The following is a 23,356-nucleotide window of genomic DNA, read 5'->3' as shown; positions in this document are numbered from 1 at the left end:
GTCTGGGTTACCAGTCCAGGCCCGGCATGGCCTTCACGCCGGCGCTGAAGGCGTGTTTTTCATTGCCGATTTCGCTGACCGTGTCGGCAGCCTCACGTAGCGCTTCCGGGGCGCCGCGGCCGGTGACGATGACATGCTGCATCAACGGGCGGGACAGCAGCTTGGCGATGACCGCCTCGAGGTCGAGCCAGCCGTATTTGAAGGCGTAGGTCATTTCATCGAGAACGACGAGGCCGATCTCCGGGTTGCTCAGGTAAGTGCAAGCGACTTCCCAGGCCGCCTGGGCCGCGCGGGCGTCGCGTTCCTTGTCCTGGGTTTCCCAGGTGAAGCCTTCGCCGCCGACGTGCCAATGCACATTCGGTTGCTGGCGGAAAAAGGCTTCCTCGCCGGTATCGGAGCGGCCTTTGACGAACTGCACGACGGCAACCTTGAGGCCGTGGCCGAGGGCGCGGGCGACGACGCCAAAGGCGGCCGACGATTTGCCCTTGCCGTTGCCGGTGTTGACCAGCAGCACACCACGTTCTTCCTGGGCGGCGGCGATCTTCTCGTCGATGACCGACTTCTTTTTCTGCATGCGTTGTTCGTGGGTGACGCTCATGATTTATTCCGGAATGAAGCAGCGCTGGCCGCGATCGTCGATCTGGCGCAGCGGGTAGCCGTAGAGTTCGGACAGGGTTTTTGCCGTTAACAGCTCGTGCACCGCAGCAGTCTCCGTGCGGCCATCGCCAAAGACGAGCAGGGCGCGGTCGCAGAAGCGGAAGGCCAGCGTCGGGTCGTGCAGGACCATGACGACGCCGGCACCGCATTCGCGTGCCGTGCCGGTGAACAGTTCGAGCACGGCCATCTGGTGGTTGAGGTCGAGGTGCGACAGCGGTTCGTCGAGCAGGTAAAGCGGTGCAGCTTGCGTCAGCAGCGTGGCGATGGCCAGACGCTGGCGTTCGCCGCCGGACAGGGTGTGGATCTGGCGGTTTTCCATGCCGGCCAAGCCAACAGCTTTTAGCGCGTCGCGGGCAATGTCGGCATCCTTGGTGCTTTCCCAGTCCCAGCGGCCGAGGTGCGGGTGACGGCCGGTGAGGGCGGTTTCCAGTACCGTCGAACCAAAGGGATCGGTCTGGAACTGGCCGAGCCAGGCCCGGCGCAATGCCGCCTGCCGAGGATGCAGCAGGGCGGCATCCTCGCCGTCGAGCAGCACGGCCCCGGCCGCCGGGGGGCGCAAGCCGGCCAGCGTCGACAGCAGGGTCGATTTGCCGGCCCCGTTGCGGCCGAGAATGGCTAGGCGTTCGCCGGGCGCGACAGCAAGGTCGAGACGCTCGATGACCGTGCGCTCGCCGACGGCGACCTGCAACTGGCGGGCTTCGAGCAGCGGCGTCATTTCGGCTGCCTCGACAGCAAGAATAGGAAGACCGGTACGCCGATCAGTGCGGTCAGCACGCCGACCGGCAACTGTTGCGGTGCGATGATGGTGCGCGCCGCCGTATCGGCCAGCACGAGCAATGAGCCGCCAGCCAGCACCGAGGCGGGCAGCAGCAGGCGCTGGTCGTTGCCGGTGGCCAGGCGGACCAGGTGCGGCACGACCAGGCCGACGAAGCCGATGGAGCCGGCGGTCGTTACCGAGGCTGCGGTGGCCAAGGAAGCGATCAGATAAATGGCATAGCGCAGGCGGATAACATCGACCCCCAGCGCCTGTGCTTGCTGGATGCCGCGCGCCAGCAAATTGAGTTCGCGCGCGAAGGGCATGGCAAACATGAAGGCGATCGCCAAAGCGGTGAGTGCGGGCCACCAGGCATTGGTTTGCCCAAGATCGCCCATTAACCAGAACAGCATGCCGCGCAGCTTGTGTTCCTCGGCAATGGCCAGCATCAGCGCAACCAGTGCCCCGCAGCCGGCGGCCACGATGACGCCAGTCAGCAGCAGGCGAGTCTGCGTCCAGCTGCCGTCGCCGTGCGCCAGGCCGAAGACGAGAAACATGGCGCCCAAGGCGCCGGCGAAGGCCAGTCCGTCGATGCCGAGCACCGGCAGGCCGAGCAGGATGGCGAACATCGCGCCAACTCCGGCGCCGCCGGAAATGCCCAGTACGTAAGGGTCGGCCAGCGGATTGCGCAACAGTACCTGCATCAGCGCGCCGGCCAGCGCCAGCAGGCCGCCACAGGCAAAGCCGGCGATGGCACGTGGCAGGCGCAGTTCAACGACGACCTGTCCGCCGCCCGACTCATGCCCGAGCAGTGCGTTGAAAACGTCGCCGAATTCCACCCGGTAGCTACCCAAGGCCAGCGCCGTGGCGAAACTGAACAGCGCTAACAGCGTTAGCGTGAGCAGGATCAGGAGGGCGCGGCGACGGGTAGGCACGGGGCGATCTTACTTCGGGTTGTAGCGGATGCCGACGAAGGCGTTGAAGCCCAGCGTTCCGTAATCGGCCACCGTTTGATAGTCGCGGTCGAACAGGTTGTTCAGCTTGGCGAAGACCGACCAGTCCTTGGCGAAGCGGTATGCGCCATAAAGATTGACCAAGGCATAGCCACCCAGCTTCACCTCGTTCTTGTCGTCGCTGAAACGACGGTCGCTGGCGAAAATTTCGGCGCGCCAGTCGAAGGCGCCGATCTGCTGGCCAACCGCCACGGTGCCATAGTTGCTGGCACGCCGGGGCAGAACGCGACCGGTATTGGCATCGCGTGCATCAAGATTGGTGTAGTTGGCGCTGAAATCGAAAGAGCTGATCCTGCCCTCGTAGGTCAGGGTGGTGCCTTCCAGGCGGGCGTTGCTGACGTTGACCGGCATGATGGTCGTGCCCGTACTTGGCCAGACGATCAGGTTTGCCACACGGTTCAGGAACCAGGTGGCGGACAAACGATGAGCGCCGAGATCGTAATGCAGCGAGGCTTCGCGGTTGCGTGAAGACTCCGGTTCGAGGTTGGGGTTGCCGACGTACTTGCCGCTCTGCGGATAGTAAAGATCGTTGAAAGACGGCGCCTTGAAGGCGGTGCCGTAGCCGACGTTGGCACGGAGTTCCTTGGTGATCTGGTAGCCGTAGGCGACGGAGCCGGTCGTCTTTTCGCCGAATTGGTCGCTATCATCGAAGCGGATGTTGCCTTGCAGGCGGTTGTTGCCGAATTGGCCGTTCCAGCCGGCCAGTAGCGAGTCCGTCTTGCGGCTGGTCACCCGGTACCTGCTGCTCGTCTTGACTTCCTGTTCCAGTCGTTCTGCGGCCAGCAGGAAATTGCCGATGCTCGTGTTCAGATCGTTCTGCCACGAATACTGGTTTTGATCGGTCCGGAAATAGCTGGTCTGAGCGCGGTCAGTCAGCGATTTCGTGTCATCTACGCTCTGGCCATAACGCAGGGTGCTGGTCCAGTTTTGCGTCAGCTTGTTCTTCAGATAGACGCCAACGTTCGACAGGGCGTTCTGGCTGACGGCGTCCTTGGCGGCGGTAGCTGTCGATGGGCCGACGTCATATTGGTTTTCGCCGTCGGCGTAGAAAAACTGGGTCCCGACTTCGTGTCCTGGCGCCATTTCGTACGAGAGACCACCGGCGAATGAGTGGTTTTTATAGCCATCCAGGTCGGCGTTGTAACTGGACGATTTCCGGTTGGTGATGTTGTTGATGCCGCTGGTGTGGAAGTAGTCGGCACTCAAGGAATAACGCAAGCCGCCCGATTGTCCGCTGAAGCCCGTTGCTGCCGATTGGGTATCGTAGTTCCCGGCGCCGACTTCGGCATAGACGTGCGGCTCGCCTTCGCCACGCCGGGTGAATATCTGGATCACGCCCCCGATCGCATCGCTGCCATAGAGCGACGAACCTGGCCCGCGCAGAATTTCGATGCGCTCGATCTGACTCACCGGAATTCTCGACCAGGCGCTCATCTGACCGGCGGTGGCCGAGCCGACGCGCATGCCATCGATCAACACGAGGGTATGGCCGCTATTGGTGCCACGCATATAGATGGAGGACGTGGTTCCCGGGCCGCCATTGCTGGCGAGTTCGACGCCCGGTTGGCGCGCCAACAGATCGCCGAGACTGGTCGTCGGAGTCCGCTCGATATCTTCGCGCTCAAGAACGGTGACGTCGGAGAGTTGCTCGGAGACTTTCATCGCTTGCCGGTTGGCGGTGACGACGACAGGGTCCAGCGACGTTGTTTGAGCAAAGGTGTTCGATGAAAAGGCAAGGGCCAGAGCGGCTGCGCTTGCAGATAGGCGATAAGACATTTTTTTCCTTCCCCCGGCAGGCGTCCCCGCATGCCGTAGATGCACTGAAAAGGAAGCGTCGGGGAAAAGGCTGGCTATGAGGAACCGGCACCACCACCCCGTGGCACTTCCAACTGGTGTGCGAGGCCGGTATCCGGGCTTGCAAGTCTTGACGCGTCGCCTTCCCAGGAAAATCCCAGTGGCGTTGTGACGCGCCCGCACTTGCTTACCGTTGCGGGGGCAGCAGCGGAATGGTCTCTTTGACTGGAGACGCACCGCTTTCCCGTTTAACTGCGCGTGGAGAATCCGTGCGCAGCACCTAACACGGCGCGCATTCTACAACGCGATGATTCCGAGCGCATCAGCAGATGGCGATAATTTCTGATAATCTACTTTGAATTCGGCAGCTTAGTCCTTGACCTGCTGTTATTTTTGCCACTATAGTGCGCGCCATGAATACTGAACTCGAAGCGCTTGAAGCCAAGATCGAACAGGTCGTCGACCTGGTTCTCAAGTTGCGCGCGGAGAACGAGGTATTGCGCAATCAGATGGCTGCGGCAGAAGCCGAGCGTCTGCATCTGCGCCAGACCATGACGGCCGCCCGGGAGCGTCTGGAGAAGTTGATGGACAAGTTGCCCGAGGAGTCCTGACATGAGCGGCGAGCCGAATTTTCTCGACGTGAATATCATGGGGCGCGAGTATCGCGTTGCTTGTACCCCGGAAGAGCGCGATGCGTTATTGGCCGCTGTCGACCTGGTCGATGGCAAGATGCGTGACATCGCCCAACGTACCAAAAACACGATCGCCGAACGCGTTGCCGTCATGGCCGCGCTGAATATCGCGCATGAGCACTTGTCTGCCCCCGGCGACCAGCCTGCTGCGGGGTTTTCGGAAGCAGTTGCTAGTTCCGAGACAAAGCGTAGAATCGAATCCATGGGAGCGCGGCTGGATGCCGTGTTGGCGCCCCAGCAGCAGTTGGAACTCTAATTCGCTGCTCGGGTGTTGCCCGCCGAGTGTTCCCTGCGGTGTTTGTTAAGGCCATATATTCCTTGAACCAATGCTGATTGGCATCGGTTGCGGACCGTTGAAACCGCTGTTGTGCGCGCTCTTCGTCGAGCGTGCCTGATGCGGGAGGAAAGCAACCACTCTGAACTCCGGTTCAGGATGCCGGCCTGACGGCACTCGCGGGGACCAAATCCGACGGGTGGCAGAGTGTTCTGCCACCCGTTTCCTTTTTGTCGGGTGGTAAATGCAATACTGGCTGATGAAATCCGAGCCGGACGAAGTGTCGATCGACGATCTTGAGCGTTTGGGCTGCGTGCCGTGGTTCGGGGTGCGCAATTATCAAGCGCGCAATTTCATGCGCGACACCATGCGGATCGGCGATCTGGCCTTGTTCTACCATTCCGGTTGTGCCGAACCGGGTGTTGCCGGCGTCTGCGAGATCAGTTCGGAGCCCTATCCGGATGCTACGCAATTCGATCCGGAGAGTCCCTATTTCGATGCCAGATCGAAGCCGGAAATGCCGCGCTGGTTGTTGCGCGATGTGCGTTTCATCGCCCGCGGGCGCTATGTTCCCTTGGGCGAACTGCGCCTCCATCCGGAACTTGCTAACATGCGCCTCCTCGCCCGTGGCAACCGCTTGTCCATCACGCCGGTGACGCCGGAAGAGTGGCGTTTCATTGCTGGCCAACTGGCGGGCATTGCTCAATTCAAGGGATAGTTCATGAGTTTGGAGTGGTTGGCCGCGTATCTGCTGTTAGGCGCTTTCGTCGGTTTTTTTGCTGGCCTGCTCGGGGTTGGTGGCGGCGGCATCATGGTGCCGGTGCTGACCACCATGTTCGCGGCTCAGGGTTTCCCTCCGGAGCATATGGTGCATCTGGCGCTCGGCACCTCGATGGCGGCCATCGTATTGACCTCGGTGTCCAGCTTGCGTGCGCATCACGCCCATGGCGCGGTGCGCTGGGATATCGTCAAGGGTGTCGCGCCGGGCGTGCTGTTTGGAACCTTCGCTGGTACCTTCATTGCCTCTTCGGCGCCGACTCGGCCTTTGGCCATTTTCTTCGGCTGCTTCATGGCCTATGTGTCCCTGCAGATGATCCTCAACGTTAAACCCAAGCCGTCGCGCGAACTGCCCGGCAAGGTGGGGTTGGCCGGGGTGGGCACCGGGATTGGCGTGGTCTCGGCGCTGGTGGCCATCGGTGGTGGTTCGCTGTCGGTGCCCTTCATGACCTGGTGCAACGTCAAGATGCAGAACGCCATCGGCACGTCGGCCGCCATCGGTTTGCCGATTGCGCTGGCGGGGGCGCTGGGTTACCTGATCAACGGCTGGGCGGTCGGTGGTTTGCCGGCATGGACGCTGGGTTATGTCTTCGTGCCGGCATTGGTGGCGGTCAGCGCGGTGTCGATGTTTACCGCGCCGCTCGGCGCCAAGCTGGCACATCGTCTGCCGGTGGCGACGCTGAAGAAGATCTTCGCCGGTGTATTGATCCTGCTCTCGGCGAAGATGCTGCACACGGTATTCGGCGCCTGATTACTGCGCCTTGAAGACGGGTTTGCGTTTCTCGAGGAACGCAGCGAGGCCTTCCTTGTAATCCTGGGTCTCCAGGAAGGCGAAGGACGCAGCTTTTTCCTCGTCGCTCAGTGGGCGTCCGTCGAGCAGGCGCTTGATCCATTGTTTGTGCCAGCCGGCGACGAGCGGGGCGCCGGCGCCGATGCGACGGGCGGTGGCGAATACTTCGTCTTCCAGTTGCGCATCGGTGACGACACGGGTGAGCAGCCCTTTCTCGTAGGCTTCGCGGGCGTTCAGGATGCGCCCTTCGAGCAGGATTTCCTTCATGACGGCCGGGCCGGCCAAGCGCAGCAAGCCTTCCATCTCGCCCGGATACATCGAAAAGCCGAGCTTGTTGATCGGGGCGCCGAACTTGGCGTTTTCGCTGGCGATGCGCAGATCGCAGGCGCCGGCGATTTCCAGCCCGCCGCCGATGCAAGCGCCGCGGATCAGGGCGACCGTAGGGTGCGGACAGTCAGCGATGGCGTTAAGCGCCTGAGCGACTTCGCCATGATAGTGCAGTGCCTGGTCGAGCGTGGTGCGGGCGGTGACAAATTCCTCAAGGTCACCGCCGGCGGCAAAGGCTTCATTGCCGGCGCCGCGAATGATGACGCAGCGAATGCTGCGGTGCACAGCGATTTTTTGGCAATTTTCAAACAGCTCGCGCCACATGGCGAGATTGATCGCGTTGAGCTTGTCGGGATTGTTCAGGGTCAGGGTGGCGATTTCACCCTGAATGGTGAGGTCGATGGAGGGCATGAGTACTGTTTTCCTACGGGATGATACGAATTGCTTAATGGTGAAGAAGCGCTTGGCTAGGGTCTTATATAAGATATAATTATGGATGCAGTTTGCACTAATTATTAATTAATAAGGGAGGTCAGCCATGAGCAGCGCAATGTATCAGCGGATGCGGGCCAATCCGAAATTCCAGGAACTCGTCGCCCGTCGTGGACGTTTTGCTTGGACTTTGGCCGTTGTGGTTTTGATGATGTTCTACGGGTTCGTGATGGTCGTGGCATTCAGCCCGGCCTCGCTGGGGCAACCCGTCACCGAAGGCTCACGCCTGACGGTTGGTGTAGCGGTCGAACTTTTCATGTTCATCTTCTTCTGGGTGCTGACGGCGGTTTACGTCAAGCGCGCCAATAGCGAGTTCGACGAGCTGACGCAGCAGATCGTCAAGGAAGCCTGGAAGGAGGAAAAATAATGCGTAAGTTGATTACGACGCTCGGGCTGCTCGGCCTGTCCGGTGCGGTGCTGGCCGCCGATGCAGTCGGCGCAACCGAAAAACAGGCGACCAATTGGCACGCCATCATCATGTTCTGTATCTTCGTGGCGCTGACCATGGGGATCACCTACTGGGCGGCTTCCCGTACCAAGTCGACGGCTGATTTTTACACGGCCGGCGGTGGCATCACGGGCTTCCAGAACGGTTTGGCAATCGCTGGCGACTACATGTCGGCCGCGACGCTACTTGGTCTGACGGCCATGGTCTACACCCAGGGCTACGACGGCTACATCTACATGCTGTGCTTCTTCGCTGGCTGGCCGATCATTCTGTTCCTGATGGCCGAACGCCTGCGTAACCTGGGCAAGTTCACCTTCTCCGATATCACTGCCTACCGCCTCGATCAGGGCAAGGTGCGCACGATGGCCGCGGTTTCCTCGCTGACCGTCGTCTGCTTTTACCTGATTGCCCAGATGGTTGGTGCCGGTCAGCTGATCAAGCTGCTGTTCGGTCTGGAGTACAACGTCGCCATCTTCGCCGTTGGTATCCTGATGATGGTCTATGTGACCTTCGGCGGTATGGTCGCCACGACCTGGGTGCAGATCATCAAGGCCTGCATGCTGCTGGCCGGTGGTACGCTGGTCATGATCCTGGCCATGAGCCAGTTCGGCTTCTCCTACACCGAGCTGATGGAAAAGGCGACCAGCGTTCATAAGCTGGGCGACAAGCTGATGTCCCCGGGTAGCCTGCTGAAGGATCCGGTCACGGCGATTTCGCTGGGCCTGGGCCTGATGTTCGGTACGGCAGGTCTGCCGCACATCCTGATGCGCTTCTTCACCGTGACCGACGCCAAGGAAGCGCGCAAGTCCGTACTCTATGCTTCCGGCTTCGTTGCCTACTTCTTCAACGTCATCTTCCTGATGGGCCTGACCGCGATCATCATCGTCGGCCAGAACCCGGACTTCTTCGAAGGCGGTGAAATTGGCAAGAAGCTGATCGGCGGCGGCAACATGGTCGCGATGCACCTGGCCAAGGCCGTCGGTGGCAACATGCTGCTCGGCTTCCTCGCTGCCGTGGCTTTCGCTACCATCCTGGCCGTGGTTTCCGGTCTGGCACTGGCTGGCGCTTCCGCCATCTCGCACGACTTGTACGCTCGCGTCATCATGAAGGGGCAGGCTTCCGAAGCCAGCGAAATCCGCGTCTCCAAGATCGCTACGATCTGCCTGGGTGCCGTTGCCATCGTGCTCGGTATCCTGTTCGAGAAGCAGAACATCGCCTTCATGGTCGGTCTGGCTTTCGGTGTCGCTGCAGCGGCGAACTTCCCGGTACTCATCCTTTCCATGTACTGGAAGGGTTTGACCACCAAGGGCGCCCTATGGGGCGGTTACGGCGGTCTGGTTTCTGCCGTGCTGTTCGTGCTCTTCTCGAAGTCCGTATGGGTCGATGTGCTCGGCAATGCCGCGCCGCTCTTCCCCTACACCCAGCCGGCTCTGTTCGCCATGCCGGTCGCCTTCCTGCTGGCTTACGTCATGTCGAAGAGCGATTCGAGCGTTCGCGCCAAGGAAGAGATCGAAGCCTTCGAAGACCAGTACGTTCGTGCGCAGACCGGTTACGGTGCTGCCTCCGCTGCGAACCACTAAGTCGATTCGTTGCCAAAAACCCCGTTGGTACCACCAACGGGGTTTTTTTATGCCTGCGAGCCTTACAGCAGCATTTCAGAATGTAGTAAATTGAATAGCTGAAACTTGAGGGGCACAAAATGAAAAGAGCCATACAGCCAACCACCGTCGAGCGCTTCATGCGCGAAGACGATTTCATCGTTTCAAAGACCAACGCCAAGGGAATCATTACTTACGGGAACCCCATCTTCATCGAATTTTCGGGGTACACCGAAGACGAGCTATTGGGTTCGCAGCACAATATCGTGCGCCATCCCGACATGCCACGCTCGGCATTCAAGCTGGTCTGGGACACCATCTCCGCCGGCGAGGAATTCTTTGGCTACGTCAAGAACATGTCCAAGGACGGGAGTTTCTACTGGGTATTTACCCACATCACGCCAGACCGCGACCGTCAGGGAAATATCGTGGGCTATACCTCGGTGCGCCGCTGTCCAAAGCGAGAAGCCGTGGCCAAGGTGGAGCCGCTCTATCGTGCCATGGTCGAAGCGGAAAAAGCCGCTGGCGCGCGTGGTGCAATTGAAGCCGGTACGGCTGTGTTGCTCGACCTGTTGAAACAATCCGGGATCAGCTATGAAGAACTCGTTTTCTCGCTTTAACGCGAAGCCGTTATTGGCAGTGCTGTTACTGGCGGCGGCAGCCAGTGCCTATTTCCTGCCTTGGCTGACTATCGTCCTGCTGGTACTCGGTCTGGTTTTGGTTTTTTGGCCAAGTGGCAGGTCCACCGCAGAACTAGGCAAATTGGATCACTTGTTGCGTGAGGTCGGACAGGGGGAATTGGTGGCGCGTCTCCCGAATGCCTTGGACGATCCGACGCTGGAGTCGATTCGGGTGAATTTGAACTCGGTATTGGATCAGACCGAGACGGCCTTCCGCGAAATTCTCGGTGCCATGCATGCTTCTTCCTCGGGAAGAAGCTGGCGGCGTCTGCAAAAAACCGGCTTGCACGGCACATTCAAGCAAGTGCTGGAGCAAATGCAGGCCTTGCTGGACAAGTTGGAGGAGGCGCAGGAGTCGATTGCCCGGGAAGCACTGCTGTCCCGCATCTTTCTCCGTTCGGAGCGGGGGTTGTCGATGGCGATTGAACATGTCGACCATGCCTTGGGCGAGGTTGGCAGCAATTCGCGTCAATCCCAGGAGCTGGCAGGAAGTTTCGCCGAGTCGGCCAGTTCGATGTCGGATGCGGCGCAGCGGATGTCGGTGGCGCTCGGCGGGGCGCAGGATACGGCCGAAGGGAGCGTGCGTGCTCTCGACGACCTGAATGTTAAAGCGAGTGCAATTGCCGATCTGACCGGCCGCATTGATGCCATTGCCAAGCAAACCAATTTGCTGGCGCTCAATGCAGCCATCGAGGCCGCGCGGGCTGGTGAGGCTGGACGAGGCTTTGCCGTAGTGGCTGACGAAGTTCGCAAGCTGGCAGACCAGGCCCAGCGTTCGGCCGAAGAAATCGCCGCGGCCATTTCTGCAATCAGTGATTCGATGGGAACGGCTACCCAGCAAATTGGCGAACTGCACACGTCGGTGTCGACTGCGCGTACGACAGCTGACGAATTCAGCCATGAACTAGCCGGTGCGGCCTCGTCGGCACAGCACGTTGGCCACTTGGCGAGCGCGATGGGCGAAGGGGCAACCTCGATGGAGGCGTCAATGCGCTTGGTGGCGACGGCTCAAAAGGCGCGGGCCGATGTGACTTCCATTCTGCACGGCGAGCAGGTCAATATTTCCAGCCTGAGCACGATGGAACAGGAGGCGGCCAGAATTGCCAGTTCGCGCAAATGGGTCAAGGGTAGCGCCGACCGTGAGGCGCTGGTGGCGATCTACGACAGTTTGTTCGCCAATATCGAACAGCAGATGCGTTGAATAAAAAGGCGGCCTTCAGGCCGCCTTCGCGTTTGAGTCTTCCATCTTGGCCAAGGCTTCGCGCCCGGACAACAGATGGTCATGCATCAGTTTCTCCGCCTTGGCGCTCTCGCGTCCCTCGAAGGCAGCCATGATGACGCGGTGCTCGTCGAGTGATTGCTGCAGGCGCCCTTCAAGCGAAAGCGAGTGCAGGCGAGAGAGTTTCAGGACCTTGCGCAGGTCCTGGATGACCGAAAGCATCCAGCGATTGCCGGCAAGTTCCTGAATCTTCTTGTGGAATTCCTGGTTGGCCTCGAAGAAGGCACCGATGCGACCATCGCGAGCCGCCGACTCCAGTTGTTCGTGAATGGATTTCAGTACGGCGATATCGTGAGAAGTCGCCTTGTCTACGGCTTCCGCCGCGCAGCGTCCCTCAAGCATGGCCATCAACGGGAAGATGTCGTCCAGATCCTGCGGCGAAATTTCGGTGACGTAGCAACCGCGGCGGGGTTTCAGTTCGACCAGCCCTTCGGAGGCCAGGACCTTGAGTGCTTCCCGCAGCGGTGTGCGCGAGATACCGTACTGTTCGGCGAGCTTCTGCTCGTCGATCCAGGTGCCGGGTGGCAATTCGTGCGCGAAGATGCGTTGGCGTAGCCGTTCGGCAACTTCTTGGTAGAGAGCGGTAGGAGCGATGCGGGTCATGTGTGTGGTGTGTTGTGTGTGGGCAAGTCGGTACATTGCTGACTTGCTTCCATAATTATGGATAACGTATTATGTAGGGCTTCGTATGTCAAGCTGAGCCGAGAAGCGTAGAATTTTGAATTCTGCATCATCGGCCCGAAAAAATCGAATCGGCGAGGGGTGTTTAATGTCTGAAAAGTTCTTTGATTCCAATAACCTGGATGCCTGGGAAAAGGCTGCTGCCAAGCAGGCACCCGGTGGCGACGTCAATAACCTGGTGTGGAACACCCCTGAAGGTCTCAACGTCAAGGCGCTGTATACCAAGAAGGATGTCGAGAATCTGGAATTCGCCGACACCCTGCCGGGCGTTGCACCGTTCCTGCGTGGCCCGCAGCCGACGATGTATGCCGTCAAGCCGTGGACCATCCGCCAGTATGCCGGTTTCTCCACTGCCGAAGAGTCCAATGCCTTCTACCGCAAGGCGCTGGCTGCTGGTGGTCAGGGCGTTTCCGTCGCTTTCGACCTGGCGACCCACCGCGGCTACGACTCCGATAATCCTCGCGTTGTCGGCGACGTCGGCAAGGCCGGCGTGGCGATCGACTCGGTCGAAGACATGAAGATCTTGTTCGACGGTATTCCGCTCGACAAGATTTCCGTCTCGATGACCATGAACGGCGCGGTGCTGCCGATTCTCGCCGGTTACATCGTCGCAGCCGAAGAGCAGGGCGTTTCGCAGGAGAAATTGTCTGGCACGATCCAGAACGACATCCTGAAAGAGTTCATGGTGCGGAATACCTATATCTATCCGCCCAAGCCGTCGATGAAGATCATCGCCGACATCTTCGGTTACACCGCGCAGCACATGCCGAAGTTCAACTCGATCTCGATCTCGGGTTACCACATCCAGGAAGCCGGCGCGAACCAAGCCATCGAACTGGCCTTTACGCTGGCCGATGGCATGGAATACGTGCGTACTGGCGTCGCCTCGGGCATGGACGTCGACGTCTTTGCCGGCCGCTTGTCCTTCTTCTGGGCAGTGGGCATGAACTTCTACCTGGAAATCGCCAAGATGCGCGCCGCCCGTCTGCTGTGGCACCGCATCATGTCTGGTTTCGGCGCCAAGAACGCCAAGTCGATGATGCTGCGCACCCACTCGCAGACCTCCGGCTGGTCGCTGACCGAGCAGGATCCGTACAACAACGTCGTGCGTACCACCATCGAAGCGATGGCAGCCGTCTTCGGCGGTACCCAGTCGCTGCACACCAATGCGCTCGACGAAGCCATCGCGCTGCCGACCGAGTTCTCGGCCCGTATCGCCCGTAACACCCAGCTGATCATTCAGGAAGAAACCCACATCACCAACGTGATTGATCCGTGGGCCGGCTCCTACATGATGGAAAAGCTGACCCAGGACATGGCCGACAAGGCGTGGGGCATCATCCAGGAAATCGAAGCCATGGGCGGCATGACCAAGGCCGTCGAATCCGGCTGGGCCAAGATGCAGGTCGAAACCTGCGCTGCCGACAAGCAGGCGCGTATCGACTCGGGCAAGGACGTCATCGTCGGCGTCAACAAGTACAAGCTGGCCAAGGAAGATGCCATCGATATCCTCGATATCGACAATCACGTCGTCCGCGAAGCCCAGATCGAACGTCTGGCCCGCATCCGCAAGATGCGTGACCAGGCCAAGGTCGATGCCGCTCTGGCCGCCCTGACCGAATGCGCCAAGACCGGTGAAGGCAACCTGCTCGACCTGACCGTCAAGGCCATTCGTCTGCGTGCCACCGTGGGTGAAGTGTCCGACGCCCTGGAAGCCGTCTTTGGTCGTTTCCGTGCCAACAACCAGACCATTTCCGGTGTTTACGGCGGTGTGGTGGAAGGCCAGGAAAACTGGGAAAGCCTGAAGGCCGACGTAGCCAAGTTCGCCGAAGAAGAAGGCCGTCGTCCGCGCATCATGATCGCCAAGCTGGGCCAGGACGGTCACGACCGTGGCGCCAAAGTAGTAGCGACTGCCTACGCCGACCTCGGTTTCGATATCGACATGGGCCCGCTCTTCCAGACGCCGGAAGAAGCCGCTCGCCAGGCTATCGAAAACGACGTGCATGCCATCGGCTGCTCGTCGCTGGCGGCCGGTCACAAGACCCTGGTGCCCCAGTTGATCAACGCGCTGAAGGCGCAAGGTGCTGACGACATCATCGTTTTCGCCGGTGGCGTGATCCCGGCACAGGACTACGATGCGCTGTTTGCAGCCGGCGCCAAGGCCGTTTTCGGTCCGGGTACACGCATCGAAGACTCGGCCAAGAAGGTTCTGGAAGAAATCCGCAAGGCGCGTGCCTAAACCCGGATGAAACTGGACGACGCGCCCGTGCGTGCCAATCTCTTGTCCGACGCCGACCGGCAACTGGTCGATGGCGTGCTGGCCGGTCAGCGTCGAGCGCTGGCCAAGGCCATCACGTTGATCGAATCGACCCGTGCCGATCATCAGCAGCGGGCGCAGCAGGTGCTGACCGCGCTGCTGCCGCAGACGGGCAATGCGATTCGCATCGGCATCTCCGGTGTGCCGGGGGCGGGCAAGTCCACCTTCATCGAGGCGCTCGGCGTCTGGCTGATCGAGCAGGGCAAGAAGCTGGCCGTGCTGGCCATCGACCCTTCCTCGTCCGTCACCGGTGGCTCCATCCTCGGCGACAAGACGCGCATGGAGCAATTGTCGCAGCGCGAAGAAGCCTTCATCCGACCTAGCCCGTCGGCCGGGTCGCTTGGCGGGGTCGCCGAAAAGACGCGCGAGGCGATGCTGTTGTGCGAAGCGGCCGGCTACGATGTGATCATCATCGAGACGGTCGGCGTCGGCCAGTCGGAAACGACAGTCGCCGGCATGGTCGACATGTTCTGCTTGCTGCAATTGCCGAACGCCGGCGACGACCTGCAAGCGATCAAGAAGGGCATCGTCGAAATCGCCGACATGGTAGTGATCAACAAGGCCGATATCGACAAGCAGGCGACTGCCGTAGTGCGCGCGCAGTGGCGCAATGCGCTGCACATGCTGCGTCCGGCTTCGCCCAACTGGTCGCCACCGGTCATCGCGTTGTCGGCCTTGCACAAGCAGGGTATCGCCGATTTCTGGGCTGAGGTCGAGAAATACCAGTCGGCCTTGAAACCGACCGGGGAGTTCGCCGCCAAGCGTCAGCACCAGTCGCTGTCCTGGATGTGGCAACTGATCGATTCCGGTTTGCGCCAGTATTTTCGTCAGCATCCACGTGTGCAGGAAAACCTGCCCGCTTTCACCCGCTCCGTCGAGGAGGGCCATACGACCCCGGCCGCTGCCGCGTATGCGCTGCTCGACTACCTGAAACACTGAAGTTCCAAGTTACCCGATCCACTTAGGGAGTTTTTTATGCACGACATCATCCGCCAGCTGGAAAAAAAGCGTGAACTGGCCCGCCTCGGCGGTGGCCAGAAGCGAATCGACAGCCAGCACAAGAAGGGCAAGTTGACCGCCCGCGAACGTATCGAGCTGCTGCTCGATCCGGATTCCTTCGAAGAATGGGATATGTTCAAGGAACATCGCTGCGTCGACTTCGGCATGGATCAGTCCGAAAAGACCCCAGGTGACGGCGTCGTGACCGGCTACGGCACCATCAACGGCCGCCTGGTCTTCGTCTTCTCGCAGGACTTCACCGTGTTCGGCGGTTCGCTGTCCGAAACCCATGCCGAGAAGATCTGCAAGGTCATGGACCAGGCGATGAAGGTCGGTGCCCCGGTGATCGGCCTGAACGATTCGGGCGGTGCCCGTATCCAGGAAGGCGTTGCCTCCCTGGGCGGCTACGCCGACGTGTTCCAGCGCAACGTGATGGCCTCCGGCGTCGTGCCGCAGATCTCCATGATCATGGGCCCCTGCGCCGGTGGCGCGGTGTACTCGCCGTCGATGACTGATTTCATCTTCATGGTCAAGGATTCGTCCTACATGTTCGTGACCGGTCCGGAAGTCGTCAAGACTGTGACCCACGAAGACGTGACCGCCGAAGAGCTGGGTGGCGCAATGACCCACACCAGCAAGTCCGGTGTCGCCGACCTCGCTTTCGAGAACGATGTCGAAGCGCTGTCCATGCTGCGTCGCTTCATGAACTTCATCCCGGCCAACAACAAGGAAAAGCCGCCGGTCACGCCGACCAACGACCCGGCCGACCGCATGGATTACTCGCTCGATACGCTCGTTCCGGATAACGCGAACAAGCCGTACGACATGAAGGAACTGATTATCAAGATCGCCGATGATGCCGATTTCTTCGAAATCCAGCCGGATTACGCCAAGAACATCATCGTCGGCTTCGCCCGCATCGACGGTCACCCGGTTGGCATCGTCGCCAACCAGCCGCTCGTGCTGGCCGGCTGCCTGGATATCAAGTCCTCGATCAAGGCCGCCCGCTTCGTCCGCTTCTGCGATGCCTTCAATATTCCGGTCGTCACCTTCGTCGACGTGCCGGGCTTCATGCCGGGTACCGCCCAGGAATACGGCGGCATCATCAAGCACGGCGCCAAGCTGCTCTACGCTTACGCCGAATGCACCGTGCCGAAGGTCACCGTGATCACTCGCAAGGCCTACGGCGGCGCTTACGACGTGATGTCGTCCAAGCACCTGCGTGGCGACGTGAACCTGGCCTGGCCGTCTGCCGAAATCGCGGTCATGGGTCCGAAGGGCGCCGTGGAAATCATCTTCCGCGAAGAAAAGAATGACCCGGCCAAGCTGGCCGAGCGTGAAGCCGAGTACAAGGAAAAGTTCGCCAACCCGTTCGTGGCCGGCGCACGTGGCTTCATCGACGACGTCATCATGCCGCACGCCACTCGCAAGCGTATCGCTCGCTCGCTGGCCATGCTGCGCGACAAGAAACTGGAAAATCCGTGGCGCAAGCACGGCAACATCCCGCTGTAAGCGTCAGGGAGGATTAGGAACATGTTCAAGAAGATTCTGATTGCCAACCGCGGCGAGATCGCCTGCCGCGTCATCAAGACCGCCCGCAAGATGGGCATCAAGACCGTTGCCGTTTACTCCGAGGCCGACAAGGACGCGCTGTTCGTCGATATGGCCGACGAAGCCGTCTGCATCGGTCCGGCCGCCTCGAAAGAGTCGTATCTGGTTGCCGACAAGATCATTGCTGCCTGCAAGCAGACCGGTGCTGAAGCGGTCCACCCGGGCTACGGCTTCCTCTCCGAGAACGCCGAGTTCTCGCGTCGTCTGGAAGAAGAAGGCATCAAGTTCATCGGGCCGAAGCATTACTCCATCGCCAAGATGGGCGACAAGATCGAGTCCAAGAAGCTCGCCATCGAAGCCAAGGTCAACACCATTCCGGGTTACAACGACGCCATCGATGGCCCGGACGCTGCGGTCGAAATCGCCAAGAAGATTGGTTACCCCGTCATGATCAAGGCTTCCGCCGGCGGCGGCGGCAAGGGTCTGCGCGTAGCCTACAACGATGCCGAAGCGCACGAAGGCTTCTCCTCGTGCGTCAACGAAGCCCGTAACTCTTTCGGTGACGACCGCGTCTTCATCGAAAAGTATGTGCTGGAACCGCGCCACATCGAAATTCAGGTGCTCGGCGACTCGCACGGCAACTACGTTTACCTGAACGAGCGTGACTGCTCGATCCAGCGTCGTCACCAGAAGGTCATCGAGGAAGCACCGAGCCCCTTCGTTGATCCCGAAATGCGCAAGGCAATGGGCGAGCAGGCCGTGGCCCTGGCCCGCGCCGTCAATTACGAATCCGCCGGTACCGTCGAATTCGTCGTGTCGGGTGCGACCAAGGAGTTCTACTTCCTGGAAATGAACACCCGTCTGCAGGTGGAACACCCGGTCACCGAACTGATTACCGGCCTCGACTTGGTCGAGCAGATGATCCGCGTCGCCTACGGCGAAAAGCTGCCGCTGACCCAGGCCGACGTAAAGATCAACGGTTGGTCGATGGAATGCCGTATCAACGCCGAAGACCCGTTCCGCGGCTTCCTGCCCTCCACCGGTCGCCTGGTCAAGTTCCAGCCGCCGGCCGAGATTCCGGGCCAGATTCGTGTCGATACCGGCGTTTACGATGGTGGCGAGATCTCGATGTTCTACGACTCGATGATCGCCAAGCTGATCGTGCACGGCGCCACCCGCGAGCAGGCCATCGCCCGCATGCGTGACGCGCTGAACGGCTTCGTGATCCGCGGCATCTCCTCGAACATTCCGTTCCAGGCCGCGCTCATGCAGCACCCGGCTTTCCACTCCGGCATCTTCGACACTGGTTTCATTCCCAAGTACTATCCGACCGGTTTCGATGCCTCGATGGTGCCGCACGACGATCCGGCCCTGCTGGTCTCCGTTGCTGCCTACGTGTACCGCGCCTACACCGACCGTTCCGCCTCGATCACCGGCCAGATGCAGGGGCACGAGCGTATCGTCGGCGACAAGTGGATGGTCGTCCGCCTGAACAAGGACGGTAACGAGCAGCATCCGGTGACGGCCCGTCCGATTCCAGGTGGCTACCACGTCGAGTACAACGGTGAGACCTACGAAATCCTGTCCGACTGGAAGCTGGGCGAATCGCTGTTCGTCGGCACCTGCAACGGCGAGGAATTCACGCTGCAGGTCGAGCGTCACAAGACCAAGTACAGCCTGTTCCACTGGGGCACTCGCGCCGACTTCATGGTCATGAGCGCCCGTGCTGCAGAACTGCTTGCACTGATGCCCGAGAAGCCGGCCCCCGACCTCTCCAAGTTCCTGCTCTCCCCGATGCCGGGCCTGCTGCGCGAAGTTGCCGTCCAGGTCGGTCAGGAAGTGAAGGCTGGTGAGAAGCTGGCGATCATCGAAGCGATGAAGATGGAAAACATCCTCAAGGCCGAGCAGGACTGCAAGGTCAAGAAGATCTCCGCCGCCGTCGGCGAAAGCCTGTCGGTCGACCAGATCATCATCGAATTCGAGTGATCCGGTTTTTGCCCGTTTAGGGCAGTGCACCGCAGCAATGAGGCCTCGCGCAAGCGGGGCCTTTTTCTTTGGGTATGCGAGGTGCTTTTGATCTATTTCGGGATGTTTCGCGGTTAACGCCTGCTACAGTGACGACCTTATTCAATCGTCTGGGGAGAAATGATGGAACGACGCGATATGCTCAAAACCGTGGCCGCTGCAGTGGCCGGGGCAATTTCCAGTTCTGCCATGGCGGCCGACCATGATCATCATCATGATCACGGCGGGGCCATGCGTAACGCCAGCCTGGTCGCCAGTACTGCCGATTGCCTGAAGGCGGGTGAGGCATGCCTGGCCCACTGCATTTACCTCTTGGGTAACGGCGAAAAAGAGATGGCCGCCTGTGCCCAATCGGTCAACGAGATGATGGCGGTTTGTACGGCCTTGATGAAGCTTGCCAGCCAGGATTCAAAGCTTGTTCCAGCAATGGCCAAGCTGGCAGCCGATGCTTGCGCCAATTGCGAAAAGGAATGCCGCAAGCACGAGAAGAAACATCCAGAATGCAAGGCCTGCGCCGAAGCCTGCGCGGCTTGTCTCAAGGAATGCAAGAAACTGAGCGCTTAATGCTTGATTGTCTGATGGCAGAAAATAAAAAAGACTTCCCTGCTCGGAAGCCTTTTTTGTAATCGAGCAACGAAATATCAGGTCAGGCGGCGGCAGATCTCGGTGGTCAGCGCTGCCTGGTTCATGCAATAGAAATGCAGGCCGGGGGCACCGCCCTTGAGCAGGCGTTCGCAAAGCTCGGTGACCACGTCGAGGCCGAAGGCCTTGATGCTGTCGCTATCGTCACCGAAGCTTTCGAACTTTTTGCGCATCCAGCGCGGGATGTCGGCACCGCAGGCGTCCGAGAAGCGGGCGAGCTTGGAGAAGCTGGCGATGGGCATGATGCCCGGCACGATGGGGATTTCCACGCCAGCAGCGCGCGCTTCGTCCACGAAGTGGAAATAGGCGTCGGCGTTGTAGAAGTATTGGGTGATGGCCGAGTTGGCGCCGGCCTTGACCTTCTTGACGAAGGCGGCGAGGTCGTCTTTCGGGCTGCGTGCCTGCGGATGCCATTCCGGATAGGCTGCTACTTCCAGGCTGAACCAATCGCCGGTTTCAGCGCGGATGAATTCGACCAGTTCGTTGGCGTAGCGGAATTCGCCGGTCTCAGCCATGCCGGACGGCAGGTCGCCACGCAGGGCGACGATGCGCTTGATGCCGGCTTCCTTGTACTCGGCAAGTATTTCGCGGATGGATTCGCGCGTCGAGCCGATACATGAGAGGTGCGGCGCAGCGTCGAAGCCTTCGGCGGCGATTTCCTTGACCACGGCAAAGGTGCGCTCGCGGGTTGAGCCGCCGGCGCCGTAGGTGACGGAGAAGAACTCGGGCTGCAGTTCAGCTAGCTTCTGCCGCGTCGCACGCAGCTTTTCGATGCCTTCTGGTGTCTGCGGCGGGAAAAATTCGATGGAGATTTCAGGTTTCATTTTCTTAACCAGATGAAGAATTCGCGGTTGCCATCGCCGCCGGTGATCGGGCTGTCGAACCAGCCGGCGACCTGCAGGCCGAGTTGATGGGCCAAGGTACGAAATTTATGTTCGACTTCGGGATAGAGGCCGGCATCCTTGACGATACCGCCTTTGCCCAGATTGCCCGGCCCAACTTCGAACTGGGGTTTCACCAGCAACAGCAGATCGCCATGGCTGGCGAGCAGGCTCGGCAATTGCGGCAGAACCAGGCTCAGTGAGATGAATGACAGATCGCCGACGATCAGGTCGAAGCCGTTTTCCGGCATGGCCGCACCGAGATCGGTGGCGGTCAGCGAGCGGCAATTGAGGCCTTCAATGGCGGTTACCGCCGGATCGGCCCGTAATTGCGGGTGCAACTGATCGTGTCCGACGTCGACACCCACCACGTGGCGTGCGCCGTTCTGCAACAGACAGTCGGTGAAACCGCCGGTGGACTGCCCGATGTCGAGACAAATCCGCCCGCCGATCTGCAGGCCGCTCTGCGCGAGCGCACCCGCGAGTTTTTGCCCACCGCGGGATACGTAGTGTGCGTCGGGGTCGGCGGCGACAAGCAGTGGCGTACCATCCGGCAATTCGAGCGCCGGCTTGGCGATCGTGCCGCCCGCCCAGCTAACCCTTCCCTGCTTGATCATGAACTGCGCTGCCGTTCGGGAGGGTGCGAGCTTCTGGGCGACGAGCAGGGCGTCAGCCCGCTGCATACCGGGGGGGTGTTCGTGCGTCGATTGAACGATCGGGCGCGGCTTTTTCTGCCGGGCATGGAAGGAGTTCATGCTCATCGCAGCCTCACTTGCGCAGCAGGATGGCACTGAGCAGCCAGGAGATCAGGCTGTAGGCGATGGAACCTAGCAAGGCCGACCAGAAGTTGCCGACTTGAAAGCCATCGACCAGTACTCCGGCCAGCTGGAACAGAACGGCATTGATGACGAAGATGAACAGGCCGAGCGTCAGCAGTGTCACTGGCAGCGTCAGCAAGATCAAAAGGGGCCGAAGTAACGTGTTGATCAGGCCGAGGACGACGGCGAGGAGCAGCGCCGTGCCGAACCCGGCCACCTGGATCGAGGGCAGTACCCATGGCAGCGCCAGCAGGGCCAGCGCATTGACGATCCAGATGGCGAGCAGGTTCAGCATGGCTATCGCTTAGTAGCGGTAGTGGTCGGTCTTGTACGGACCTTCGACCGGCACGCCGATGTACTTCGCCTGGGCATCGCTCAGCGTCGTCAACTCGGCATTCAGGGTCTTCAACTGCAGGCGGGCGACCTTTTCATCGAGGTGCTTCGGCAGCGTGTAAACACCCACCGGGTAGTCGGCGGTCTTGGTAAACAGCTCGATCTGGGCGATGGTCTGGTTGGCGAAGGAAGACGACATGACGTAGGACGGGTGGCCGGTGGCGCAGCCGAGGTTTACCAGGCGGCCCTTGGCGAGCAGGATGATGCGGTTGCCGGAGGGCAGGGTGATGTGGTCGACCTGCGGCTTGATCTCTTCCCACGGGTAGCCTTCGATCGAGGCGACGTTGATCTCGGAATCGAAGTGGCCGATGTTGCAGACGATGGCGTTGTGCTTCATCTTGACCAGATGATGGTGATCGATGACGTGGAAGTTGCCAGTGGCGGTGACGAAGATGTCGGCCTTGTCGGCGGCGTAGTCCATGGTGACGACGCGGTAGCCTTCCATGGCGGCCTGCAGGGCGCAGATCGGGTCGATTTCCGTGATCCACACCTGGGCCGACAGGGCGCGCAAGGCCTGGGCGGAACCCTTGCCCACATCGCCATAGCCACAGACGACGGCAATCTTGCCGGCGACCATGACGTCGGTGGCGCGCTTGATGCCGTCGACCAGCGATTCGCGGCAGCCGTACAGGTTGTCGAACTTGGACTTGGTCACTGAGTCATTGACGTTGATGGCCGGGAACTTGAGTTCGCCGCGTTCGTGCATCTGGTACAGGCGGTGCACGCCGGTGGTGGTTTCTTCGGTGACGCCCTTGATCTTTTCCAGACGGGTCGAATACCAGGTTGGGTCGGTCTTCAGTTTGGCCTTGATCGAGGCGAAGAGCACGGTGGCTTCTTCGCTGTCCGGGTTGTCGAGGACGGCAAGGTCTTTCTCGGCACGAGCGCCCAAGTGCAGCAGCAGGGTGGCATCGCCGCCGTCGTCGAGGATCATGTTCGAGTAGCCGCCGTCGGTCCATTCGAAGATGCGGTGGGTGTAGTCCCAGTATTCAGGCAACGATTCGCCCTTGACGGCGAAGACCGGGATGCCGGCGGCAGCGATGGCGGCGGCGGCGTGGTCCTGGGTCGAGAAGATGTTGCACGAGGCCCAGCGGACTTCGGCGCCGAGCGCGGTCAGCGTCTCGATCAGCACGGCAGTCTGGATGGTCATGTGCAGCGAACCGGTGATGCGCGCACCCTTCAGCGGCTGGGTCTTCGCGAACTCCTCGCGAATGGCCATCAGGCCCGGCATTTCGGTTTCGGCAATCTTGATTTCCTTGCGACCCCAGTCGGCAAGGGACATGTCGGCAACGACGTAGTCTTTGAATTCAGCCACAGCAAGCTCCTTCATGAACTGTGGCCGGGGAGGGAGAAGGCGCCTCGCGGCTCACCCTTCATCCCGTGCCCGGCACGGGTTAAAGTAGGTGAGCGCCGTTTTGAACCGAGCCTGAGGGAAATACCCCTGCAGCGCTCCTCGGTAGGTGACGGATTATAAACG

At 60.4% G+C, this 23,356-nt stretch carries 23 protein-coding genes, 1 other RNA gene and 2 riboswitches; of the genes, 14 read left to right on the top strand and 10 right to left on the bottom strand.

What is annotated here, in order from left to right:
- Positions 1–7: 7 nt before the first annotated feature.
- Genes cobO through WIF35_RS10990 form a run of 4 tightly spaced genes read right to left on the bottom strand, consistent with a single transcriptional unit; the run spans position 8 to position 4,200 of the window.
- Complete coding sequence (gene cobO, locus WIF35_RS11005) at positions 8–598, bottom strand: cob(I)yrinic acid a,c-diamide adenosyltransferase (RefSeq protein WP_412478262.1); 591 nt, start codon at positions 596–598, stop codon at positions 8–10.
- A 3-nt stretch (positions 599–601) separates the two neighbouring features.
- On the bottom strand, positions 602–1,372 hold the full coding sequence (locus WIF35_RS11000) for an ABC transporter ATP-binding protein (protein WP_412478261.1): 771 nt from the start codon (positions 1,370–1,372) through the stop codon (positions 602–604).
- Complete coding sequence (locus WIF35_RS10995) at positions 1,369–2,346, bottom strand: FecCD family ABC transporter permease (protein WP_412478260.1); 978 nt, start codon at positions 2,344–2,346, stop codon at positions 1,369–1,371. Before WIF35_RS10995 ends, WIF35_RS11000 begins: the two co-directional genes overlap by 4 nt.
- A gap of 9 nt (positions 2,347–2,355) precedes the next feature.
- Positions 2,356–4,200 carry a TonB-dependent receptor domain-containing protein gene (locus WIF35_RS10990; RefSeq protein ID WP_412478259.1) on the bottom strand — a complete coding sequence of 615 codons (1,845 nt, stop codon included), beginning with the start codon at positions 4,198–4,200 and terminating at the stop codon, positions 2,356–2,358.
- Positions 4,201–4,306: 106 nt separating this feature from the next.
- A riboswitch (cobalamin riboswitch) is annotated at positions 4,307–4,517 on the bottom strand.
- 114 nt (positions 4,518–4,631) lie between these two features.
- Between WIF35_RS10990 and WIF35_RS10985 the strand changes: the two genes are divergently transcribed.
- The 5 genes from WIF35_RS10985 to WIF35_RS10965 all read left to right on the top strand — a co-directional run bounded on the left by WIF35_RS10985 (position 4,632) and on the right by WIF35_RS10965 (position 6,712).
- Positions 4,632–4,829: a hypothetical protein gene (locus WIF35_RS10985; RefSeq protein WP_412478258.1), complete on the top strand. Its 198-nt coding sequence runs from the start codon at positions 4,632–4,634 to the stop codon at positions 4,827–4,829.
- 1 nt (position 4,830) lies between these two features.
- A complete protein-coding gene (locus tag WIF35_RS10980) occupies positions 4,831–5,166 on the top strand; it encodes a cell division protein ZapA (RefSeq protein WP_412478257.1) in 336 nt (111 codons plus the stop codon).
- Between the two features lie 27 nt (positions 5,167–5,193).
- A non-coding RNA gene (gene ssrS, locus WIF35_RS10975) (6S RNA) lies at positions 5,194–5,374 on the top strand.
- Positions 5,375–5,428: 54 nt separating this feature from the next.
- The gene (locus WIF35_RS10970; protein WP_412478256.1) at positions 5,429–5,902 is read left to right on the top strand and encodes an EVE domain-containing protein; all 474 of its coding nucleotides are present in this window, start codon (positions 5,429–5,431) and stop codon (positions 5,900–5,902) included.
- 3 nt (positions 5,903–5,905) lie between these two features.
- Positions 5,906–6,712 carry a sulfite exporter TauE/SafE family protein gene (locus WIF35_RS10965; protein ID WP_412478255.1) on the top strand — a complete coding sequence of 269 codons (807 nt, stop codon included), beginning with the start codon at positions 5,906–5,908 and terminating at the stop codon, positions 6,710–6,712.
- On the opposite strand, the gene WIF35_RS10960 is transcribed toward WIF35_RS10965, so the two are convergent.
- Positions 6,713–7,489, bottom strand: a complete 777-nt coding sequence (locus WIF35_RS10960) for an enoyl-CoA hydratase/isomerase family protein (RefSeq protein WP_412478254.1) — start codon at positions 7,487–7,489, stop codon at positions 6,713–6,715. It lies immediately after the preceding gene.
- Between the two features lie 127 nt (positions 7,490–7,616).
- Between WIF35_RS10960 and WIF35_RS10955 the strand changes: the two genes are divergently transcribed.
- The 4 genes from WIF35_RS10955 (at position 7,617) to WIF35_RS10940 (ending at position 11,497) form a co-directional block, all read left to right on the top strand.
- Complete coding sequence (locus tag WIF35_RS10955) at positions 7,617–7,937, top strand: DUF485 domain-containing protein (RefSeq protein WP_412478253.1); 321 nt, start codon at positions 7,617–7,619, stop codon at positions 7,935–7,937.
- Complete coding sequence (locus tag WIF35_RS10950; RefSeq protein ID WP_412478252.1) at positions 7,937–9,598, top strand: cation acetate symporter; 1,662 nt, start codon at positions 7,937–7,939, stop codon at positions 9,596–9,598. The genes WIF35_RS10955 and WIF35_RS10950 overlap by 1 nt, the downstream gene beginning before the upstream one ends.
- A 119-nt stretch (positions 9,599–9,717) precedes the next feature.
- Positions 9,718–10,236, top strand: a complete 519-nt coding sequence (locus WIF35_RS10945; RefSeq protein WP_412478251.1) for a PAS domain-containing protein — start codon at positions 9,718–9,720, stop codon at positions 10,234–10,236.
- Entirely contained in the window at positions 10,211–11,497 is a 1,287-nt protein-coding gene (locus WIF35_RS10940) for a methyl-accepting chemotaxis protein (RefSeq protein ID WP_412478250.1), read from the top strand. Before WIF35_RS10945 ends, WIF35_RS10940 begins: the two co-directional genes overlap by 26 nt.
- A gap of 15 nt (positions 11,498–11,512) precedes the next feature.
- On the opposite strand, the gene WIF35_RS10935 is transcribed toward WIF35_RS10940, so the two are convergent.
- Entirely contained in the window at positions 11,513–12,178 is a 666-nt protein-coding gene (locus tag WIF35_RS10935) for a GntR family transcriptional regulator (RefSeq protein ID WP_412478249.1), read from the bottom strand.
- A gap of 166 nt (positions 12,179–12,344) precedes the next feature.
- On the opposite strand from WIF35_RS10935, the gene scpA reads away from it, so the two are divergent.
- The 5 genes from scpA (at position 12,345) to WIF35_RS10910 (ending at position 19,712) form a co-directional block, all read left to right on the top strand.
- A complete protein-coding gene (scpA, locus tag WIF35_RS10930; protein WP_412478248.1) occupies positions 12,345–14,495 on the top strand; it encodes a methylmalonyl-CoA mutase in 2,151 nt (716 codons plus the stop codon).
- A gap of 6 nt (positions 14,496–14,501) precedes the next feature.
- Positions 14,502–15,512, top strand: a complete 1,011-nt coding sequence (gene meaB, locus WIF35_RS10925; RefSeq protein WP_412478247.1) for a methylmalonyl Co-A mutase-associated GTPase MeaB — start codon at positions 14,502–14,504, stop codon at positions 15,510–15,512.
- A gap of 36 nt (positions 15,513–15,548) precedes the next feature.
- Complete coding sequence (locus tag WIF35_RS10920) at positions 15,549–17,084, top strand: acyl-CoA carboxylase subunit beta (RefSeq protein ID WP_412478246.1); 1,536 nt, start codon at positions 15,549–15,551, stop codon at positions 17,082–17,084.
- 21 nt (positions 17,085–17,105) lie between these two features.
- Positions 17,106–19,109, top strand: coding sequence for an acetyl-CoA carboxylase biotin carboxylase subunit (gene accC / locus WIF35_RS10915; RefSeq protein ID WP_412478245.1), 2,004 nt, complete (start codon positions 17,106–17,108; stop codon positions 19,107–19,109).
- A gap of 162 nt (positions 19,110–19,271) precedes the next feature.
- Complete coding sequence (locus WIF35_RS10910; RefSeq protein ID WP_412478244.1) at positions 19,272–19,712, top strand: Csp1 family four helix bundle copper storage protein; 441 nt, start codon at positions 19,272–19,274, stop codon at positions 19,710–19,712.
- Between the two features lie 77 nt (positions 19,713–19,789).
- On the opposite strand, the gene metF is transcribed toward WIF35_RS10910, so the two are convergent.
- From metF to ahcY, 4 genes are read right to left on the bottom strand one after another with little or no spacing between them, the layout of a single operon-like run.
- Entirely contained in the window at positions 19,790–20,614 is an 825-nt protein-coding gene (gene metF / locus WIF35_RS10905) for a methylenetetrahydrofolate reductase [NAD(P)H] (protein WP_412478243.1), read from the bottom strand.
- Entirely contained in the window at positions 20,611–21,432 is an 822-nt protein-coding gene (locus WIF35_RS10900; RefSeq protein ID WP_412478242.1) for a TlyA family RNA methyltransferase, read from the bottom strand. The genes metF and WIF35_RS10900 overlap by 4 nt, the downstream gene beginning before the upstream one ends.
- Positions 21,433–21,439: 7 nt before the next feature.
- Positions 21,440–21,784, bottom strand: coding sequence for a phage holin family protein (locus WIF35_RS10895; RefSeq protein WP_412478241.1), 345 nt, complete (start codon positions 21,782–21,784; stop codon positions 21,440–21,442).
- 9 nt (positions 21,785–21,793) lie between these two features.
- A complete protein-coding gene (ahcY, locus tag WIF35_RS10890; protein WP_412478240.1) occupies positions 21,794–23,209 on the bottom strand; it encodes an adenosylhomocysteinase in 1,416 nt (471 codons plus the stop codon).
- 68 nt (positions 23,210–23,277) lie between these two features.
- A riboswitch (S-adenosyl-L-homocysteine riboswitch) is annotated at positions 23,278–23,340 on the bottom strand.
- Between the last annotated feature and the right edge of the window lie 16 nt (positions 23,341–23,356).

Origin of the sequence: Azonexus sp. IMCC34839 (genome assembly GCF_047047955.1) — a bacterium.
Classification (GTDB): Bacteria; Pseudomonadota; Gammaproteobacteria; order Burkholderiales; family Rhodocyclaceae; genus Azonexus.
The sequence above is the reverse complement of the archived record's forward strand: the minus strand, read 5'-3'. Positions and strand labels throughout refer to the sequence as shown.

Bases quoted from the DNA above. Each gene is read 5' to 3' on its own strand.
- WIF35_RS10985 (WP_412478258.1), top strand. From the start codon at position 4,632: ATGAATACTGAACTCGAAGCGCTTGAAGCCAAGATCGAACAGGTCGTC.
- WIF35_RS10910 (WP_412478244.1), top strand. From the start codon at position 19,272: ATGGAACGACGCGATATGCTCAAAACCGTGGCCGCTGCAGTGGCCGGG.
- WIF35_RS10955 (WP_412478253.1), top strand. From the start codon at position 7,617: ATGAGCAGCGCAATGTATCAGCGGATGCGGGCCAATCCGAAATTCCAG.
- WIF35_RS10980 (WP_412478257.1), top strand. From the start codon at position 4,831: ATGAGCGGCGAGCCGAATTTTCTCGACGTGAATATCATGGGGCGCGAG.
- WIF35_RS10965 (WP_412478255.1), top strand. From the start codon at position 5,906: ATGAGTTTGGAGTGGTTGGCCGCGTATCTGCTGTTAGGCGCTTTCGTC.
- WIF35_RS10940 (WP_412478250.1), top strand. From the start codon at position 10,211: ATGAAGAACTCGTTTTCTCGCTTTAACGCGAAGCCGTTATTGGCAGTG.
- accC (WP_412478245.1), top strand. From the start codon at position 17,106: ATGTTCAAGAAGATTCTGATTGCCAACCGCGGCGAGATCGCCTGCCGC.
- WIF35_RS10960 (WP_412478254.1), bottom strand. From the start codon at position 7,489: ATGCCCTCCATCGACCTCACCATTCAGGGTGAAATCGCCACCCTGACC.
- cobO (WP_412478262.1), bottom strand. From the start codon at position 598: ATGAGCGTCACCCACGAACAACGCATGCAGAAAAAGAAGTCGGTCATC.
- metF (WP_412478243.1), bottom strand. From the start codon at position 20,614: ATGAAACCTGAAATCTCCATCGAATTTTTCCCGCCGCAGACACCAGAA.
- WIF35_RS10990 (WP_412478259.1), bottom strand. From the start codon at position 4,200: ATGTCTTATCGCCTATCTGCAAGCGCAGCCGCTCTGGCCCTTGCCTTT.
- WIF35_RS10950 (WP_412478252.1), top strand. From the start codon at position 7,937: ATGCGTAAGTTGATTACGACGCTCGGGCTGCTCGGCCTGTCCGGTGCG.
- WIF35_RS10895 (WP_412478241.1), bottom strand. From the start codon at position 21,784: ATGCTGAACCTGCTCGCCATCTGGATCGTCAATGCGCTGGCCCTGCTG.
- WIF35_RS10920 (WP_412478246.1), top strand. From the start codon at position 15,549: ATGCACGACATCATCCGCCAGCTGGAAAAAAAGCGTGAACTGGCCCGC.
- WIF35_RS10945 (WP_412478251.1), top strand. From the start codon at position 9,718: ATGAAAAGAGCCATACAGCCAACCACCGTCGAGCGCTTCATGCGCGAA.
- WIF35_RS11000 (WP_412478261.1), bottom strand. From the start codon at position 1,372: ATGACGCCGCTGCTCGAAGCCCGCCAGTTGCAGGTCGCCGTCGGCGAG.
- WIF35_RS10970 (WP_412478256.1), top strand. From the start codon at position 5,429: ATGCAATACTGGCTGATGAAATCCGAGCCGGACGAAGTGTCGATCGAC.
- WIF35_RS10935 (WP_412478249.1), bottom strand. From the start codon at position 12,178: ATGACCCGCATCGCTCCTACCGCTCTCTACCAAGAAGTTGCCGAACGG.
- ahcY (WP_412478240.1), bottom strand. From the start codon at position 23,209: ATGAAGGAGCTTGCTGTGGCTGAATTCAAAGACTACGTCGTTGCCGAC.
- scpA (WP_412478248.1), top strand. From the start codon at position 12,345: ATGTCTGAAAAGTTCTTTGATTCCAATAACCTGGATGCCTGGGAAAAG.
- meaB (WP_412478247.1), top strand. From the start codon at position 14,502: ATGAAACTGGACGACGCGCCCGTGCGTGCCAATCTCTTGTCCGACGCC.
- WIF35_RS10900 (WP_412478242.1), bottom strand. From the start codon at position 21,432: ATGAGCATGAACTCCTTCCATGCCCGGCAGAAAAAGCCGCGCCCGATC.